Here is a 16,119-nt window from a genome sequence, read left to right as displayed (position 1 = left end):
GGCGGATCGCGCAACAGGGCGACCAGCGCCTCGGTCTGGGCCGCCGACAGCGGCAGGGGGGGAATCCCAAGCGCGGCGCGCTCGGCGACATGCTGGCGATAGGCTTCAAGCATGACCAGATCCTCTCGTCGGTATCGTCATTCACGCGGCCGGGGCCTGACGGGCCAGCCAACCCATCCCCGGCGGCCGCTGCCGGGATCGTCGCGCGACGGATCGGACCCTAGCGCCAAACCCCCCGGGACGGAAGCACTTAGACCGGGCCGGGAGGGCCGCTCCCATCAAATCGCCACAATTGACATCAAAAGTAACGCCATGACCTCGGCGGCCGCCCTCTCCCGCCCCCACCCTCGCGGCGGCCCCGGGCAATAGCGGCGGTCGGCGCCCCCTCCCCCTCTGCGCCGGCCGCCGCGCGTCTTCCTTCCCTTCCGCGCCTTACCAGCGACAGTCGGGCGTCTCGGTCTCGGTATCGACCAGGGCGGAGATCCGGCTTGAATCGGCTTCCGACATCACCGCCGCCGCCAGCGCATCGGCGCCGGCCGCCTCCAGGCTGCGCACCCGCTGCTTGACCATCGGCAGGTTGAGGGTGCTCATCGACAGGTCGCGGATGCCGAGCCCCAGCAGCAGCGCGGTATAGCGCGGATCGCCGGCCATCTCGCCGCAGACGCAGAGCGGAATCCGCGCCTTGGCGGCGGCGTCGGCCGAGAACTGGATCAGCCGCAGCACTGCCGGATGGAGCGGGTTGAACAGCGCCGCCACCGCCTCGTCCGACCGGTCGATCGCCAGGGTGTACTGGATCAGGTCGTTGGTGCCGATGGCGAAGAAATCGGCCTCGCCGGCCAGGGCGTCGGCGGCCAGGGCGGCGCCGGGGACCTCGATCATCGCCCCCAGCGGCGGCAGCGGATCGGGAAGGGCGATGCCGGCATTGATCAACCGCGCCGCCGCCGCCCGCAGCATCCGCCTGGTGGCGCGCAGTTCCTCGACGGTGGCGATCATCGGCACCAGGATCCGCACCGGCCCATGCACGGCGGCGCGCAGGATCGCGGCGAGCTGGGTTTCGAGCAAAGCCGGCCGGGCCAGCCCGACCCGGATCGCCCGCAGGCCAAGCGCCGGATTGGGGCCGATCGACAGGCCGAGCGCCGGGGCCAGCTTGTCGCCGCCGGCATCGAAGGTGCGCACCGTCAGCACCCGCCCGTCGAGCCGCTCGATCAGGCCGCGCAGCACCTGATACTGCTCCTCCTCCGACGGCAGGTCGTCGCGGTTCATGTAGAGGAACTCGCTGCGCAGCAGGCCGATCCCCTCGGCGCCGCATTCCAGCACCGCGCCGACCTCGGCCGGCAGCTCGATGTTGGCCTGAAGCCGGATGCGGGTGCCGTCGCGGGTCTCGGCCGGCAAATCGCGCAGCCGGGTCAAGGCGCGGCGGGCGCGCAGGAAATGGGCGCGCTTGCTCCGGTAATGGCGCAGGGTGGCCGGGGTGGGATTGATCACCACCACGCCGCCGGTGCCATCGACGATCACCGGTTCGCCGCCGCGCAAGCCCTTCATCAGCCCGGCGACACCCAGCACGGTCGGCAGGCCGAGCGAGCGGGCCATGATCGCGGTGTGGCTTTCGGCACCGCCGACCACGGTGGCCAGCCCGGCGACGCGGCGGCGGTCGAGCAGCGCGGTGTCGGCCGGGGTCATCTCCTCGGCCAGGATCACCGCCCGGCGCGGCAGCGCGGTGAACGGGCGGTGCGGGGTGTGGGTCAGGTTGCGCAGCAGCCGGCGGCCGATGTCGCGCATGTCGGCAACGCGGGCGGCGAGATAGGAATCGTCCATCGCCTCGAAGCTCTGAACGATGCCGGCGATCTCGCGCTGGACCGCCGCCTCGGCGTTGATGTGGGTGTCGGCGATGCGGCGCTCGACCCCGCGCACCAGCCGCGAGCCCTTCAGCATCTGGCGGTAGGCGTCGAGCAGGTAGCCCATCTCCTCGGCGGCGGCGCCGCCGAGATCGACCGCCTTGACCTGCAATTGCTCGACCTGCCGCGCCGCGGCGGCGACCGCCTCGGCGAAGCGGGCGCATTCCTCGGCCACCGCCTCGGGCTCGATCCGCCGTTCCGCCACCGCGATGGTGCCGGAATCGTGCGGATAGGCCACCCCGATCGCGACCCCCCGGGCGATCGCCAACCCTTCGAGCACGACCTCGCTGCCCGCGACCCGCACCGTCATCCCCCACCTCGCCTGCCATGATCCGGACGCCGCCGCGCCGGTTGCCCGAAGGACCCCGCCGGGTCCCGGCCCATCGCCGTCAGTCTTCGTCGAACTTGCGGTCGACCAGCTCGACCAGCGCCGCCACCGCCGCCTCGGCATCGTCGCCATTGGCGGAGATGTCGATGCTGCACCCGGGGGCGGCCGCCAGCATCATCAGCCCCATGATCGAGATCCCCGAGACCTCGGTGCCACGGTGGCCGACGGTGACCTGGGCGTTGAAGGTGGCGGCCAGCTTGACGAATTTGGCGGCGGCACGGGCATGCAGCCCGCGACGGTTGGCGATCAATGCGCCACGGCGCAGAACTTCAGAACTCATCGACGATCCTGGGTCAGCAATTTGGAAGCGACGTTGATGTATTTGCGCCCCGCCTCCTGGGCGCTGGCGACCGCCTCGGCCAACGGCTCGGAATGGCGGACGCTGGCGAGCTTGATCAGCATCGGCAGGTTGACCCCGGCGATCACCTCGACCCGGGCCTTGTCCATGATCGAGATCGCGAGGTTGGACGGGGTGCCGCCGAACATGTCGGTCAGCAGCACCACCCCGTCGCCGTCGTCGCAGCAGGCGACGCTTTCGAGGATGTCGTTGCGCCGCTGTTCCATGTCGTCGTCGGGGCCGATACAGACGGCGGCGACGTTGGGTTGCGGTCCGACCACGTGTTCGAGCGCGGCGACCAGTTCATCGGCCAGCCGGCCGTGGGTGACGAGAACCAGCCCGATCATTTTCCTCCCTCCGCGCCGGACGATCGGCGGCTGTCGCCGCCGGGCCGGTGCCTGATGTCAATCCATGTCATGAGCGATTCCCCCTTCACCCGGCGCCTTCCTCGAGTTCGCGGTGCCGCAGATCGACCCGCTCCCCCCGGTCGCGCAGCCAGGCGGCCACCCGTTCGGCCACCGCGACCGAGCGGTGCCGGCCACCGGTACAGCCGATGGCGATGGTCAGATAGCTCTTACCTTCCGCCGCGAAGCGAGGCAACAGCGGTGCCAGCAATCCGGTCAGGCCGTCGAGGAATGGCGTGAAGGCCGGATCGGCGGTGACGTAGTCGGCCACCGCCGGATCGCGCCCGGTCAGCGGGCGCAATTCGGCCCGGTAATGCGGGTTGGCGAGGAAGCGGGCGTCGAACACCAGATCCGCCTCGCGCGGCAGGCCGTTGCGATAGGCGAACGAGGTGACGAACACCACCAGCCCGGTGCGGTCCTGCTCGGGCGAGAAATGGCCGGCCAGCAGCCGCCTGAGCGCGGCCGGCGGCAGATCGGAGGTGTCGATCACCAGATCGGCCCGCGCCCGCAGCGGCAGCAGCAAAGCGCGCTCGTGGCGGATGCCGTCCTGGAGCGGCCGGTCGGCGGCGAGCGGATGGCGGCGGCGGGATTCGGTGTAGCGGCGACACAGCGCCTCGTCGCTGCAATCGAGGAACAGCAGATCGACCCGGCCGCCGCCCTCGCCCATCAGCCGTTCGACGGTGGCCAGCACCGGCTCAACCCCGAAATCGCGGGTGCGGATGTCGATCCCCACCGCCAGCGGCCGGGCCAGACCGGAATCCGAGCGGACCAGACTGCCCAGCAGCGACAGCGGCAGATTGTCGACCGCCTCCCAGCCGAGATCCTCCAGCCCCTTCAGCGCCAGGGTCTTGCCGGCACCGGACAGACCGGTGACGATCACCACCCGGCCGGCGGCAGAAACGGAAGAAGACGAGGGGTCCGGACTCATGACGCCCTCATTATATCCTGCGGAGCCGCCAGCACCACAAGGCGAACCTTCGCCGCCGCCGAAGCCTCGAATCCGGCCAGCCGCAGGCGGGGCAGCGTCACCCCCAGCCATTCCACCGTCTCGGCCGGCGGCAGCCGCTCGATTTCGGCCGGGTCGGCGACCAGATCGACCACCAGCGCCAGCGGCGCCGGGCCATGCGGCAGACGCAGGATGCCGACCCCGCGCGCCTCGATCAGCCCGGCGATCGGCGCCGGCACGTCGGCGATCAGGCGGTCGCCCTGGCGCGTCAGCCGGGTCTGGTCGTCGGCCACCAGCCGGGCGCCACCGTCGATCAGACGCAGCGCGAGGTCGGATTTGCCGCGCCCCGACCCGCCGCGGATCAACACGCCGCGGCCCGCGACCGCCACCGTGGTGCCATGGACCAGATTCATGAGGAAAAGGTGGCGGCCGGAGGGAGCGAAGTCAATCCCGCCCCGCCGCCGCGATCGCCTTGGGCAGGGCGACCAGGAAGGTGCTGCCGCGTCCGGGCTCGGATTCGGCCCAGATCCGGCCGCCGTGATGCTCGGCGATCTTGCGGCAGATGGCGAGACCGATGCCGGTGCCCTCGACCGCCTCGCGGCTGACCAGACGCTGGAAGATGCCGAACACCCGGCCGAGATCGCCGGGGGCGATGCCGACGCCGTTGTCGGCCACCGCCACCACCCATTCGGCGCCGCCGTCGCGGCAGGTGACGCCGATGCGCGGCGGCACCCCGGGACGGACATAGGTCAGGGCGTTGCCGATCAGGTTCTGGAACAGCCGGACCAGCTCGGAGCGGTCGCCGATGCAGACCGGCAGATCGTCGGCCACCCTCACCTCGGCCCCGGCCTCGGCCACCGCCACCTCGAGATGGCGCAGGCTGTCCTTGACCACCTCGGCCAGCGCCACCGGATTCATCGGGCTGCTGACGCGGCCGATGCGGGAATAATGCAGCAGATCGATGATCATCCGGTCGAGCCGCTTGGCGCCGTCGAGGGCGAAGCCGAGGAACTGGCGGGTTTCGTCGTCAAGCGCCGCCGCCAGCCGCTTGTCGAGCAGGCCGAGATAGGCGCTGATCATCCTGAGCGGCTGGCGCAGATCGTGGCTGGCGACATAGGCGAACTGTTCGAGATCCTCGTTGGAATGGCGCAGTTCCTCGACCAGGGCGGCGAGACGGGCCTCGTTGCGCTTCTGGGCGGTGATGTCGGACTTGATCGCCAGATAATTGGTGACCTCGCCATCGAGGCCGGAAATCGGCTGGATCGAGGCATATTCCCAATAGAGCGCCCCGTCCTTGCGCCGGTTGATCAGCTCGCCTTCCCATTGCCGCCCGCTCGACAGCGCCGCCCACAGCCCCTCGAAGGTGCCGGGCGGATTGCAGCGGGAATTGAGGATGCGCGGGTTCTGGCCGATCGCCTCGTCGCGGCCGTAGCCGGTGACCTCGACGAACTTCTGGTTGACGTATTCGATCTGGCCCTGAAGGTTGGTGATGACGATCGAAACCGGGCATTGCTCCACCGCCCGGGTCAGCAGGGCGAGGCGATGGGCGGACTGGATGGTCGAGGTGATGTCGGCGCCGCTGCCGTAATAACCGAGGAACGCGCCCTCGGGGGTGAAGCGCGGGATGCCGCTGACCTTGACCCAATGCACCCGTCCCTCGGGATCGAGATGGCCGCATTTGAAGTCGCGGAACGGCAGATGGGCGGCGAGGTCGGCGTCATGGCGGCGCCAGGATTCCTCGTCGGCCGCCACCGTCTCGGCGGCGAGGTCGGTCTGGCGGCGGCCGATCAGGCTCTCGGGCGGCAGGCCGGTGACGGTGCGAAAGCCGTCCGACACCCAGACGAAGCGGCAGTCGCGGTCGCTTTCCCAGAACCAGTCGACCGCGGTGGCGGCGAAGGCGCGGGCGCGGGCCTCCGCATCGCGCAGCGCCCGGCACTGGGCGGTGAGGCGGGCGTTTTCGGCCTCAAGCGCGGCACACCGGGCCTCGGCCCCGCCGGGAGACGCCGCATCCTCGGCGCCGAGGTTGTCCGCTTTGGCCCGATCGCCCACCGCGTCGTCCTTTCCGCCGTGATTCGCCCGATCCGCGAGGGTGTCCTCCCCCCGGCCGACCAGGGCCAGAATACCGCCGCCTTGGCCGCTTTTCATCTCCGATTCCGTCGTTCCGACTCGGGGGAATCCTGGACGGCGGGGCGGCGGCTGACGTAGGATGCAATCGTGAATAATTGGTTAATCCTGCCAGGAGCGCGGGGATGAACTCGACCGGAAAGGCCGCCGCCGCGGTGCCGGCAGCCACCGGGCCAGGGCGGCTGATCCGTCTGCCCAGCCGGTCGGCCGGCTGGCTGGAGGCGCCCGAGCCCGCGCCCGATCCGGCGATGATGGCCCCGCCCCGTCCCGAGCCGGCCTCGCTGGCGGTGCTGCTGGTCGAGGACGAACCGGGCGACGCCCGGCTGGTCGAGCTGGCGCTGATGAGTTCTCACCGTCCCAGCTTCGCCGTCAGCCACGTCCAGACCCTGGCGGCGGCGGTGGCGCATCTGGCCGCCGCCCGGCCGACCGACGTGGTGCTGCTCGACCTCAGCCTGCCGGATTCGGCCGGGCTGGCGACGGTGGCGCGGATCCGCGAGACCGCCCCCCGCCTGCCGATCGTGATCATGACCGGCACCGACGATCCCCGGCTGGCCGAGGCGGCGCTGGAGGCCGGCGCCCAGGATTATCTGGTCAAGAGCGACGATCCCGAGCGCACGGTGGCGCGGGCGATCCGCTACGCGGTGACGCGGATGACCAGCCAGATCGAACGCGAGGCGCTGCTGAAGCGGATCGCCCTGCAACAGCGCACCCTGATGGACGAGATCGCGGCGGCGCGGGCGATGCAGTTCGACCTGCTGCCGCGTCCGGCGCGGATCGATGCCCGCCTCGCCGAACTGGGGATCGAGGTCGAGTCCTTCTTCGAGCCCTCGCTCGGGATCGGCGGCGACCTGTGGGGCTGCCTCGACCCCGGCGGCGAGCGGATCTGTTTCTACTCGTTCGACTTCACCGGCCACGGCATCGGCGCCGCCCTCAACGTGTTCCGGCTGCACGCTCTGATCAGCGACCGCTGGAACGCGGCGCAGAGCCCGGCCCAGACCCTGCGCCTGCTCGGCATCGCCCTGCGCGGCCTGCTCGGGCGCGGCCATTTCGCCACCATGGCGCTCTGTTGCCTCGATCTTGGCCGGGGCGAGATCGAATGGGCCTCGGCCGGGGCGCCGGCGCCGCTGCTGATCGAGGGCGGCGCGGTGCGCTTCCTCGACGCCAAGGGGGTGCCGCTCGGCCTGTCGCCCGACCCGCATTACCTCGACCGGCGCGAGCCGTTCCCGCCCGGCGCCACCCTGCTGCTCTACAGCGACGCCATCACCGACGCCCCGCTGGCCGAGGGCGACGAGATGTTCGGCGAGGCCGGGCTGTGCCGCCTCGCCGCCGAGCTGATCGCCCGCGACGGCCGCGCCCGGGTGGCCAGCCTGATCGAGGAATTCGAGCGCCGGGTGCGGCTGCCGCTGGAGGACGATCTGACCACGCTGGCGATCCGCCGGCTGGGAGGCGGGCCGTGAGCGCGCTGACCGACCGTCCCGCCGCCGCCCGGCCGGTCCGGGTCGGCCGCGCCGGCACCGGCTGGAGCGAGGCCGGCGCCGCGCCGCACCTGCTGGCCGGCCCGGCCGGGATCGAGGCGCTGCGGCACGGGCTGGCCCCGCCGCTGGCCGGCTTCCTCGATACCGGCGGCGGCGGGCTCGACGGCGTCGGCCCGCGCTGTCTCGCCACCGTCGCCGCCGGCGGGCTGGTGCTGTCGCTGACCACCGCCTCGGTCTGCGCCCTGCCGGTGGTCGAGCTGGCGACGATCGCAATCCGCCACCGCTTCGGCCTGCCGCCCGGCGACCTGATCGAGCGGATCGAGATCTGTCTGGCCGAGGCGCTCGGCAACGCGGTGATCCACGGCAATCTGGCGATCCCCGGCCATCTGCGCACCTCGCCCTGCGGCTTCGCCCGCTTCCGTCAGGTGATGGCGGAACGGCTGCGCGACCCGATGCTGGCCGATCGCCGGGTCGAGATTCACGCATTGCGCGCCGCAACCAACTCGTTCACCCTTCTGGTCTCGGACCAGGGGAGCGGGTTCGACCTGGGGGAACAAAGCGGACGGGTGGTGCCGATCGACGCGCGCTGCGGGCGCGGACTCGACCTGATCCGGCGGGGCTGCACCGGCCTCGCCAGCGAGGACGGCGGCCGCACGGTGCGGATGGAGTTCGCCGGACCGGAGGCTGACCGGCCGGCACGCGAGGGGGAGCAGGGGTGAACGGCAGCTGGCACATGCGCTACCGGATCGAGGACACCGGGACGGATCTGGTGGTCCATCTCGAGGGTCAGCTCAATTTCGGCGCCGACCGGGTCTTTCAGGACCTGCTGGCCGAATTGGCCGAGCATCACGGTCACCGCCGGGTGCGGCTCGACCTGTCGGAGCTGAGCCACATCGATTCGGTCGGACTCGGCCTGCTCTACATCGCCCGCGAGGATCTCGACGCGGTCGGCATCCGGCTCTGTCTCAGCCGCCCGCGCGCCAACGTGCTGCGCATGCTCGACCTGACCGAGGCCAGCGAAACCTTCGAGATCACCCGCTAGCCGCGCGCCGGCGGGCACCAATGTTGGGGATGGGACGATTCAAGCAAGAATGAGGCAGCGCGATGCGATGTTGAACCGCCCAAGAATAAGGGTCGAAGCAGAGCACGTCCGGGGGGGCCGGGCCGAAAGGCGCGGACCGGACAGGCGGAAATATTGTCAGGACGGACCCAGTCCGGCGCGGAGAACGCCGGGAGCGGGTTGCGTCCGGGGGACTGGGAAGGAGTGACGGGTATGTCCAAGGCCGGTTGGGGAACACTGCGCCTGCGCGAGAAGTTCATGCTGGTGATCGGGGCGGGCGTGATCGTGATGGCGACGCTGATCGTCGTCTTCATCGCCCGCTACGAAGAAAGCGCGATGGAGCGCAAGCTCTACGAACTCAGCCTCAACGAAATGACCTCGCTGCACGCCTTGATCGTCAACGTGATGGCGAACCGCCCGACGGATTCGGAAAACGTCGGCATCAAGGTGTTCAACAAGTGGTTCGACAGCCGCAACGATCATTACGCCGGCAAGGTGTGGAGCGTGTGGGGGCCGAAGGTCACCGCCTACATGAAGGACGCCGAGCCCGACCGCGCCCCCAAGGCGCCGCAGGACGAGGTCGATCGCGAGGCGCTGGCCACCGGCAAGCCGGTCGGCCGCTTCGTCGGCGGGTTCTACCGCTATTCGATGCCGATCGTGCTTGGCGTCACCGACGGCGCCAACCAGGAGGTCTGTCACACCTGTCACGGCGGGATGGGGATCACCGACGGCGAGGTGATCGCGGTGCTGTCCTCGTCGCTGTCCACCGCGGCGGAGAAGGCCGAACTCAACCAGGCGATCACCTGGCTGGTGATCTTCGGCGTGGTGTCGACCATCGTCTCGGTGCTGGTGGTGCGCTGGATCCTGAGCGGGGTGATCATCCGCCCGATCCTGCGGATGAGCGGTCTGATGGAGCGGCTGGCCAAGGGCGACATGACGGTGGCGATCGAGGGCACCAGCCGCGCCGACGAGGTCGGCGACATGGCCCGCACCGTCCAGGTGTTCAAGGAACACATGGTCGAGGCGGAAAAGCTGCGCTCGGCCCAGGACGAGGAACGCAACCGCGCCTCGGCCCAGCGCGCCCAGGCCCGCCACGAAATGGCCAACAATTTCGAGCACACCGTCAAGACGCGGGTGGCGCGGGTCGATGAATCGACCGCCGGCATCCGCAACACCGCGCAGTCGATGGCCAACCGTTCGGAAAAGAGCGGCGGCCGCACCCTGGAGGTCAGCGAGGCGGCCGGGATCACCACCGAACGCGCCGCCGCGGTGTCCGAGGCGACCCGCCAGCTGGCGGAATCGGTCAACGAGATCGCCAAGCAGGTCAGCCAGTCGTCGCGGATCGCCCAGCGGGCGGTGGAGGACGTCAACACCACCGCGCGGCAGATGGGCGAACTGTCCGAGGCGGTGCGGGCGATCGGCAACGTGGTGCAGTTGATCAACGACATCGCCGCCCAGACCAACCTGCTGGCGCTCAACGCCACCATCGAGGCGGCCCGGGCCGGCGAGGCCGGCAAGGGCTTCGCGGTGGTGGCGGGCGAGGTCAAGCACCTCGCCAACCAGACCGCGCGGGCGACCGACGAGATCGCCCAGCAGGTGGCGGCGGTGCAGGCCTCGGCCCGCGAGATGACCGGCAGCATCGAGGGGGTGGTGACCACCATCCGCGAGATCGACGACATCTCGACCGCGATCGCCAGCGCGGTGCAGCAGCAGGAGGCCACCACCCGCGATATCGCCAGCAACATCAGCGAGGTCGCCCATCAGGCCGGCGAGGTGTCCCGCTCGGTCACCCACCTGTCGAAGGCCTCGGCCCAGGCCTGCGCCGGCACCATCCGGGTGATCTGGAGCGCCAAGACCCTCGCCAACGTCGTCGCCGACCTCAACGGCGAGGCGGAACGCTTCCTCCAGTCGGTCCGCAAATAGCGGCCCCCCGACCGGGTTTCTCTTCCAGCGCGGGCTTCGGCCCGCGCTTTTTTTGTCCAGATGCCGCTTTCGTGGGCTCCGCCCACACCCGCCAGGAGCCCGCGGCTCCTGGACCTGCTTCGGTGGTGTGCCGCACCGCCCGAGCCCAAGCTGAAGGCTGCCTGGGCTCCCGACCATCGACGCTGGTCCAGGAGCCGCTGGCTCCTGGCGGGTGCGGGCGGAGCCCGCGTTCTTTCCCGACACCTCCCTGTCGCAGACGCGACATTGTCGGCCTATGGCCCAGCGCGGCGCCTGCTTTTCCGCCCCCGCGACGATGGCACGCCCCTTGCTTCTTACAAAAATGTACCGAGACCGGGAGGCCGAGCCGATGCTCAAGCGCAAGATTCAGGAGCTGATGACCGAGCCCGCCTGCGCCACCAATCAGGCCAAGGATGCGGCGCAGCGCAAGAAAGGCTGCGGCAAGAAGGGCAAGCCCGGCGCCACCGCCGGCGGCTGTGCCTTCGACGGCGCCAAGATCGCGTTGCAGCCGATCACCGACGTCGCCCACATCGTCCACGGGCCGATCGCCTGCGAGGGCAATTCCTGGGACACCCGCAACGTCGCCAGCAGCGGGCCGACCCTCTACCGGCTCGGCTTCACCACCGACATGAGCAATCTCGACATCATCCATGGCGGCGAGAAGAAGCTCTACAAGGCGATCCGGCGGGCGGCGCAGCGTTACCAGCCGGCGGCGGTGTTCGTCTACCAGACCTGTGTCGGCGCCCTGATCGGCGACGATGTCGAGGCGGTGTGCAAGGCGGCGGCCGAACGGCTGGGGCTGCCGGTGATCCCGATCAACGCCCCGGGCTTCGCCGGCTCGAAGAATCTCGGCAACCGGCTGGGCGGCGAGGCTTTGTTCGACCATGTGATCGGCACGGTCGAGCCCGACGATGCCGGCCCGACCGACATCAACATCCTGGGCGAATATAACGTCTGCGGCGAGATGGCGCTGTTCAAGCCGCTGCTCGACCGGCTCGGCATCCGCCTGCGCGCCTCGATCACCGGCGACGCCCGCTTCCATCAGGTGGCAAGCTGTCACGCCGCCCGGGTCAACATGGTGCTCTGTAGTCAGGCGCTGGTGACCCTGGCGCGCAAGATGCAGGAAAAATACGGCATCCCCTATTTCGAGGGCTCGTTCTACGGCATCTCCGACACCTCGGACGCGCTGCGCTCGATCGCCCGGCTGCTGGTCGAGCGCGGGGCCGAGCCGGTGCTGCTCGACCGCGCCGAGGCGCTGATCGCCGCCGAGGAGGCCAAGGCCTGGGCCAAGATCGAGCCCTACAAGGCCCGCCTCGCCGGCAAGCGGGTGCTGCTCTACACCGGCGGGGTCAAGAGCTGGTCGGTGATCCAGGCCCTCCAGGAAGTGGGGATGGAGGTGGTCGGCTCCTCGGTGCGCAAGAGCACCGCGAGCGACCGCGACAAGGCGCTGGCCCGGCTCGGCGGCGACCCGACCAAGCTGGCCGACGCCATCCCCGCCCCCGAGATGTACCGGATGTTCAAGGAAGGGCGCGCCGACATGATGCTGTCGGGCGGGCGCTCGCAATTCATCGCGCTGAAGGCCCGCACCCCCTGGATCGACATCAACCAGGAACGCCACCACGGCTATGCCGGCTATGACGGCATGGTCGAACTGGTGCGGCAGATCGACCTGTCGATCAACAACCCCGTCTGGCAGCAGGTCCGCGCCCCGGCGCCGTGGGACCTGGAACAGGAGTAGTCGCGTCATGGCCCTGATCGTCGATCACAACAAGCCGCTGTCCTCCTGTCCGCTGAAGATCAGCGCGCCCCTGGGGGCGGCGCTGGCCTTTCTCGGCATGCGCGGCTGCCTGCCGATGTTCCACGGCAGCCAGGGCTGCACCGCCTTCGCCCTGGTGATGATGGTGCGCCATTTCCGCGAGGCGATCCCGCTCCAGACCACGGCGATGAACGAGATCAGCACCATCCTGGGCGGGATGGAGCAGGTCGAGGAAGGGCTGCTGACCATCGCCGACAAGGCCAAGCCCGAGATCATCGGGGTGATCTCGACCGCCCTGACCGAGACGCGGGGCGAGGACATCGCCGGCGAGGTCAAGCAGATCCGCGCCCGCCGCCGCGAACTCGACGACATCGCGGTGGTCGATGTCAGCGCCCCCGATTATGCCGGCTCGCTCGAAACCGGCTGGGGCAAGGCGGTGACCGCGATCATCAACGCCCTGGCCACCCCGGCCGGCGGGCTGGCCAAGCTGCATCAGGTCAATCTGCTGCCCGGCTGCCACCTGACCCCGGGCGACATCGAGGCGCTGAAGGACGTCATCGGCGAATTCGGGCTCGACGTGGTGGTGCTGCCCGACCTGTCCGACTCGCTCGACGGCCACGTCGCCGACAGCTACGTCCCCACCACCCTGGGCGGCACCCCGGTCGCCAGCGTGCGCGAGATGGGGCGCTCGAAGCTGACCATCGCCGTCGGCGAGCACATGCGGATCGCCGCCCAGACCCTGCAGGAACGCACCGGGGTGCCGTTCGTGCTGTTCGACCGCCTGACCGGGCTCGAGGCGGTCGATCGACTGATGGTCAGCCTGTCCACCGTCGCCGGGGTGCCGGTGCCGGCGCGCCAGCGCCGCGCCCGCTCGCAACTGGTCGATGCGATGCTCGACAGTCACTTCTATTTCGGCGGCCGCTCGATCGCGATCGCCGCCGAGCCGGCGCTGCTGTGGAGCCTGGGCAAGCTGGTGACCGATCTCGGCGCCACCCTGGTCGCGGCGGTGACCACCCAGCCGACCGGGACGCTGTCCGAGCTGCCGGCCGAGCGGGTGATCATCGGCGATTTCGAGGATCTCGAGGACCAGATCCTCGAATCCGCCGGCTGCGAGCTGATCCTGGCCAATTCCAACGGCCGGCAGGCGGCGGCGCGGCTGTCGATCCCGCTGTTCCGGGTCGGCTTTCCGGTGTTCGACCGGCTGGGGGCCGCGCATCAGGTCTCGGTCGGCTATCGCGGCACCCGCGACCTGATCACCCGGCTGGGCAACGTCCTGATCGAGATTCCCAGCCACGGCCCCATCCCTGCGGAGCATTTCCATGGCCACACGGCGGCTACGGCTGGTTGATCCGGCCGGTTCCCCGTCCGGCGACGGGCCGAAATCGAGAGGAGGTCACATGAGAATCGCCATCGCCACCCAGGACCGGCAGCGGGTGGACGCCCACTTCGCCAGCGCCCGGACCTTCCTGTTCTACGACGTCGGCCCCGAGGACCACACCTTCCTTGAGGCGGTGCAGTTCGATCTGGTCAGCGCCGAGGAAGGCGCCCACCCCGAGGACGGCGAGGACCGCCTCACCGCCAAGATCACCGCGCTCGAAGGCTCGGCCCTGCTGTTCTGCCGCGCCATCGGCGGCCCGGCGGCGGCGCGGGTGGTGCGGGCCAACGTCCACCCGATCAAGCTGCCCGACGACGAGCCGATCCCCCAGGTGATCGAGCGGGTCCGCACCATGCTGAAGGGCAACCCGCCGCCGTGGCTGCGCAAGCTGCTGAAGGACCCGGAGGCGGGCGCCGACCGCTTCGTCGACGACGAGGACTGACCCCAAGGAGAGACGCCGACTCATGGCCGAACCGCAATCCATCCCCGAGGATCCGTTCCTCAAGTCGCTGCTGATGCTGATCCGCGCCCATGACGGCAGCGGCGCGTGGGAGGCGATGCCCGATGCCGAGGTGATCGCCCCCTTCATCGTCACCAAGGAACAGCGGCGCGAGATCCCGCTGATCGGCGACCCCGACCCCGACATCCTGTGGCGGGTCGAGCTGTATTATTCCGCGATCGGGCTGGCGATCGAGCAGCGCACCGGCTTCAACGCCGCGCCGATCATGAAGATCCACCACGAGGGCTGGGGGCGGATGCTGCTGACCGCCGGCCGGCTGGTGGTGGTCAATTCCTATCTGCGCGACCTGCACCGCTTCGGCTTCGACAGCCCGCAGGCGATGATCGACAAGGCCGCCAAGATCATCGACGGCGCCGTCGCGGTGATCGAACGTTTCCCCGAGGCCGCCGCCGCCTCGTGACCCCGCCCCCCGACCGACCCCGTTTGACCCTGACCATCTGCAAGGAGTGGATCCGATGTCGTTCCGCCAGTTCACCACCCAGGACGGTTCTCCCTGGATTCCCAAGTACCTCACCGACATCAGCGCCGAGCTGTGCATCGGCTGCGGCCGCTGTTTCAAGGTCTGTTCCCAGGCGGTGATGAAGCTGATGGGGATCAACGAGGACGGCGAGATGTGCGACCCGTTCGACGATGACGACGGCGAGGTGGTGCGCAAGGTGATGACCCTCGAAACCGCCGGCAAGTGCATCGGCTGTGGCGCCTGCGAGCAGGTCTGCGGTACCAAGGCGCAGTCCCACGCGCCGATGCCGGCCTGACGCCGGCCTCCGTCCCCTTCCCCCCGGCGGGGAAGGGGATCGCCGCCCGCGTTTTCCCGCCAGGAGCCCGGTGATGAACGAATCCCTCTACGCCCAGTTGATCGAAAGCCCGGGCGGGGGCGATCCGTTCGACCGGCACTTGTTCGCCTGCACCATCGCCCTGGCCTGGCGCGAGGGGCCGCCGCCGCTGACCCGGGGGCTCGGCCTGTCGGCGCCGGCGCTGGCCGCGCTGGTCGGCCGGCTGTTCCCCGAGCGCCCCGCCCTGCTGGCCGGGCTGCGCCAGGACGACGAGGGCGCGCCGCTGTCGCCCGAGGAGCCCGACCTGCGCGCCCTGCTGCTCGATTGCCGCCGCGGCGCGCTGGTCGAGGAGGAATGGCTGGCCCACATCCTGGCCCGCCGCGCGCTGGGGCCCAACCATCTGTGGCAGGATCTCGGCCTGACCGGGCGCGGCGACCTGTCGGCGCTGATCCGGCGCCATTTCCCCCCCCTGGCCGCCCGCAACGACCGCGACATGAAATGGAAGAAATTCCTCTATCGCGAACTGTGCCAGCGCGACGGGCTGGTGGTGTGCAAAGCGCCCAATTGCGAGGTCTGCGTCGATCACGATCTGTGTTTCGGCGCCGAAAGCGGCCTGCCGCGCGGGAATGCGACGTCGCTGTCGTAAACCCGACAGGATGTGCGACAGCGGTAAATCCCGCCGCCGCCGAAAGCCCGCGAAACCGCGCCTTTGCCGCCCGCCACCCTTTGGCACGCCACTTGCGTAACTCTCTCCACGACAGAAGCCGCTGTTCCAGAGGAGGGGTGCCAAATGTTGAACCTGACCGACAGGGCCGTCGATGTGATCCGCGAGGTCTGCCAGGGCGAGTATCAGGGCCTGCGGATCCTGGTGCGCAAGGGATGTTCCGGCCTGACCTACAGCATGGGGCTCGAGGAGCAGGCGGCCGAGGATGACGAGGTGGTCGGCGTCGCCGACGTCAAGCTGTTCATCGATCCGGGCTCGGCGCTGTGGCTGACCGGGGCGACGCTCGATTACATCGCCGATTCGTCGATGGGCTCGGGCTTCGTGTTCGACAATCCGAACGCGGTGCCGCCGCCGTCGGGCTGCTCCTGCTCCGCCGGAAGCTGCGGCTGAACCCGGGCCGG

Annotated in this window: 18 protein-coding genes; 11 read left to right on the top strand and 7 right to left on the bottom strand. The window is 70.0% G+C overall.

All coding sequences use genetic code 11. The annotated features are described in order from the left end of the window. The 7 genes from ACFSNB_RS12770 to ACFSNB_RS12740 all read right to left on the bottom strand — a co-directional run. The coding region (locus tag ACFSNB_RS12770) for a hypothetical protein (RefSeq protein WP_377317135.1) at positions 1-113 on the bottom strand (113 nt) is incomplete at its 3' end. A gap of 319 nt (positions 114-432) precedes the next feature. Beyond that, positions 433-2,205, bottom strand: a complete 1,773-nt coding sequence (ptsP, locus tag ACFSNB_RS12765; protein WP_377317131.1) for a phosphoenolpyruvate--protein phosphotransferase — start codon at positions 2,203-2,205, stop codon at positions 433-435. A 79-nt stretch (positions 2,206-2,284) separates the two neighbouring features. Beyond that, complete coding sequence (locus ACFSNB_RS12760) at positions 2,285-2,563, bottom strand: HPr family phosphocarrier protein (protein ID WP_377317129.1); 279 nt, start codon at positions 2,561-2,563, stop codon at positions 2,285-2,287. Further along, positions 2,560-2,967: a PTS sugar transporter subunit IIA gene (locus ACFSNB_RS12755; RefSeq protein WP_377317127.1), complete on the bottom strand. Its 408-nt coding sequence runs from the start codon at positions 2,965-2,967 to the stop codon at positions 2,560-2,562. The genes ACFSNB_RS12760 and ACFSNB_RS12755 overlap by 4 nt, the downstream gene beginning before the upstream one ends. Before the next feature lie 85 nt (positions 2,968-3,052). Then, on the bottom strand, positions 3,053-3,952 hold the full coding sequence (gene rapZ / locus ACFSNB_RS12750) for an RNase adapter RapZ (RefSeq protein WP_377317125.1): 900 nt from the start codon (positions 3,950-3,952) through the stop codon (positions 3,053-3,055). Further along, a complete protein-coding gene (locus ACFSNB_RS12745; protein WP_377317123.1) occupies positions 3,949-4,383 on the bottom strand; it encodes an HPr kinase/phosphorylase in 435 nt (144 codons plus the stop codon). The genes rapZ and ACFSNB_RS12745 overlap by 4 nt, the downstream gene beginning before the upstream one ends. Before the next feature lie 31 nt (positions 4,384-4,414). After that, entirely contained in the window at positions 4,415-6,115 is a 1,701-nt protein-coding gene (locus ACFSNB_RS12740; RefSeq protein ID WP_377317121.1) for a sensor histidine kinase, read from the bottom strand. A 104-nt stretch (positions 6,116-6,219) separates the two neighbouring features. Between ACFSNB_RS12740 and ACFSNB_RS12735 the strand changes: the two genes are divergently transcribed. The 11 genes from ACFSNB_RS12735 to ACFSNB_RS12685 all read left to right on the top strand — a co-directional run bounded on the left by ACFSNB_RS12735 (position 6,220) and on the right by ACFSNB_RS12685 (position 16,108). Next, on the top strand, positions 6,220-7,551 hold the full coding sequence (locus ACFSNB_RS12735) for a PP2C family protein-serine/threonine phosphatase (RefSeq protein ID WP_377317119.1): 1,332 nt from the start codon (positions 6,220-6,222) through the stop codon (positions 7,549-7,551). Continuing rightward, on the top strand, positions 7,548-8,288 hold the full coding sequence (locus ACFSNB_RS12730; RefSeq protein ID WP_377317117.1) for an ATP-binding protein: 741 nt from the start codon (positions 7,548-7,550) through the stop codon (positions 8,286-8,288). The genes ACFSNB_RS12735 and ACFSNB_RS12730 overlap by 4 nt, the downstream gene beginning before the upstream one ends. Further along, positions 8,285-8,611 (top strand): STAS domain-containing protein, encoded by a 327-nt coding sequence (locus ACFSNB_RS12725; protein WP_377317115.1) that lies wholly within the window; start codon positions 8,285-8,287, stop codon positions 8,609-8,611. Before ACFSNB_RS12730 ends, ACFSNB_RS12725 begins: the two co-directional genes overlap by 4 nt. Positions 8,612-8,842: 231 nt before the next feature. Then, on the top strand, positions 8,843-10,552 hold the full coding sequence (locus ACFSNB_RS12720; RefSeq protein ID WP_377317113.1) for a methyl-accepting chemotaxis protein: 1,710 nt from the start codon (positions 8,843-8,845) through the stop codon (positions 10,550-10,552). 367 nt (positions 10,553-10,919) lie between these two features. After that, entirely contained in the window at positions 10,920-12,308 is a 1,389-nt protein-coding gene (gene nifE, locus ACFSNB_RS12715) for a nitrogenase iron-molybdenum cofactor biosynthesis protein NifE (protein WP_377317111.1), read from the top strand. Positions 12,309-12,315: 7 nt separating this feature from the next. Then, a complete protein-coding gene (gene nifN, locus ACFSNB_RS12710; protein ID WP_377317109.1) occupies positions 12,316-13,674 on the top strand; it encodes a nitrogenase iron-molybdenum cofactor biosynthesis protein NifN in 1,359 nt (452 codons plus the stop codon). Between the two features lie 49 nt (positions 13,675-13,723). Beyond that, complete coding sequence (nifX, locus tag ACFSNB_RS12705) at positions 13,724-14,143, top strand: nitrogen fixation protein NifX (protein ID WP_377317107.1); 420 nt, start codon at positions 13,724-13,726, stop codon at positions 14,141-14,143. Between the two features lie 22 nt (positions 14,144-14,165). Then, positions 14,166-14,621, top strand: a complete 456-nt coding sequence (locus tag ACFSNB_RS12700) for a NifX-associated nitrogen fixation protein (RefSeq protein ID WP_377317105.1) — start codon at positions 14,166-14,168, stop codon at positions 14,619-14,621. A gap of 55 nt (positions 14,622-14,676) precedes the next feature. After that, positions 14,677-14,976, top strand: coding sequence for a ferredoxin III, nif-specific (gene fdxB / locus ACFSNB_RS12695; RefSeq protein WP_377317103.1), 300 nt, complete (start codon positions 14,677-14,679; stop codon positions 14,974-14,976). Positions 14,977-15,049: 73 nt separating this feature from the next. Continuing rightward, positions 15,050-15,640, top strand: coding sequence for a nitrogen fixation protein NifQ (locus ACFSNB_RS12690; protein WP_377317101.1), 591 nt, complete (start codon positions 15,050-15,052; stop codon positions 15,638-15,640). A 144-nt stretch (positions 15,641-15,784) separates the two neighbouring features. Beyond that, complete coding sequence (locus ACFSNB_RS12685; RefSeq protein WP_377317099.1) at positions 15,785-16,108, top strand: HesB/IscA family protein; 324 nt, start codon at positions 15,785-15,787, stop codon at positions 16,106-16,108. Positions 16,109-16,119: the final 11 nt, after the last annotated feature.

Source organism: Phaeospirillum tilakii, assembly GCF_042683125.1.
Lineage (GTDB): Bacteria > Pseudomonadota > Alphaproteobacteria > Rhodospirillales > Magnetospirillaceae > Phaeospirillum > Phaeospirillum tilakii.
The sequence above is the reverse complement of the archived record's forward strand: the minus strand, read 5'-3'. Positions and strand labels throughout refer to the sequence as shown.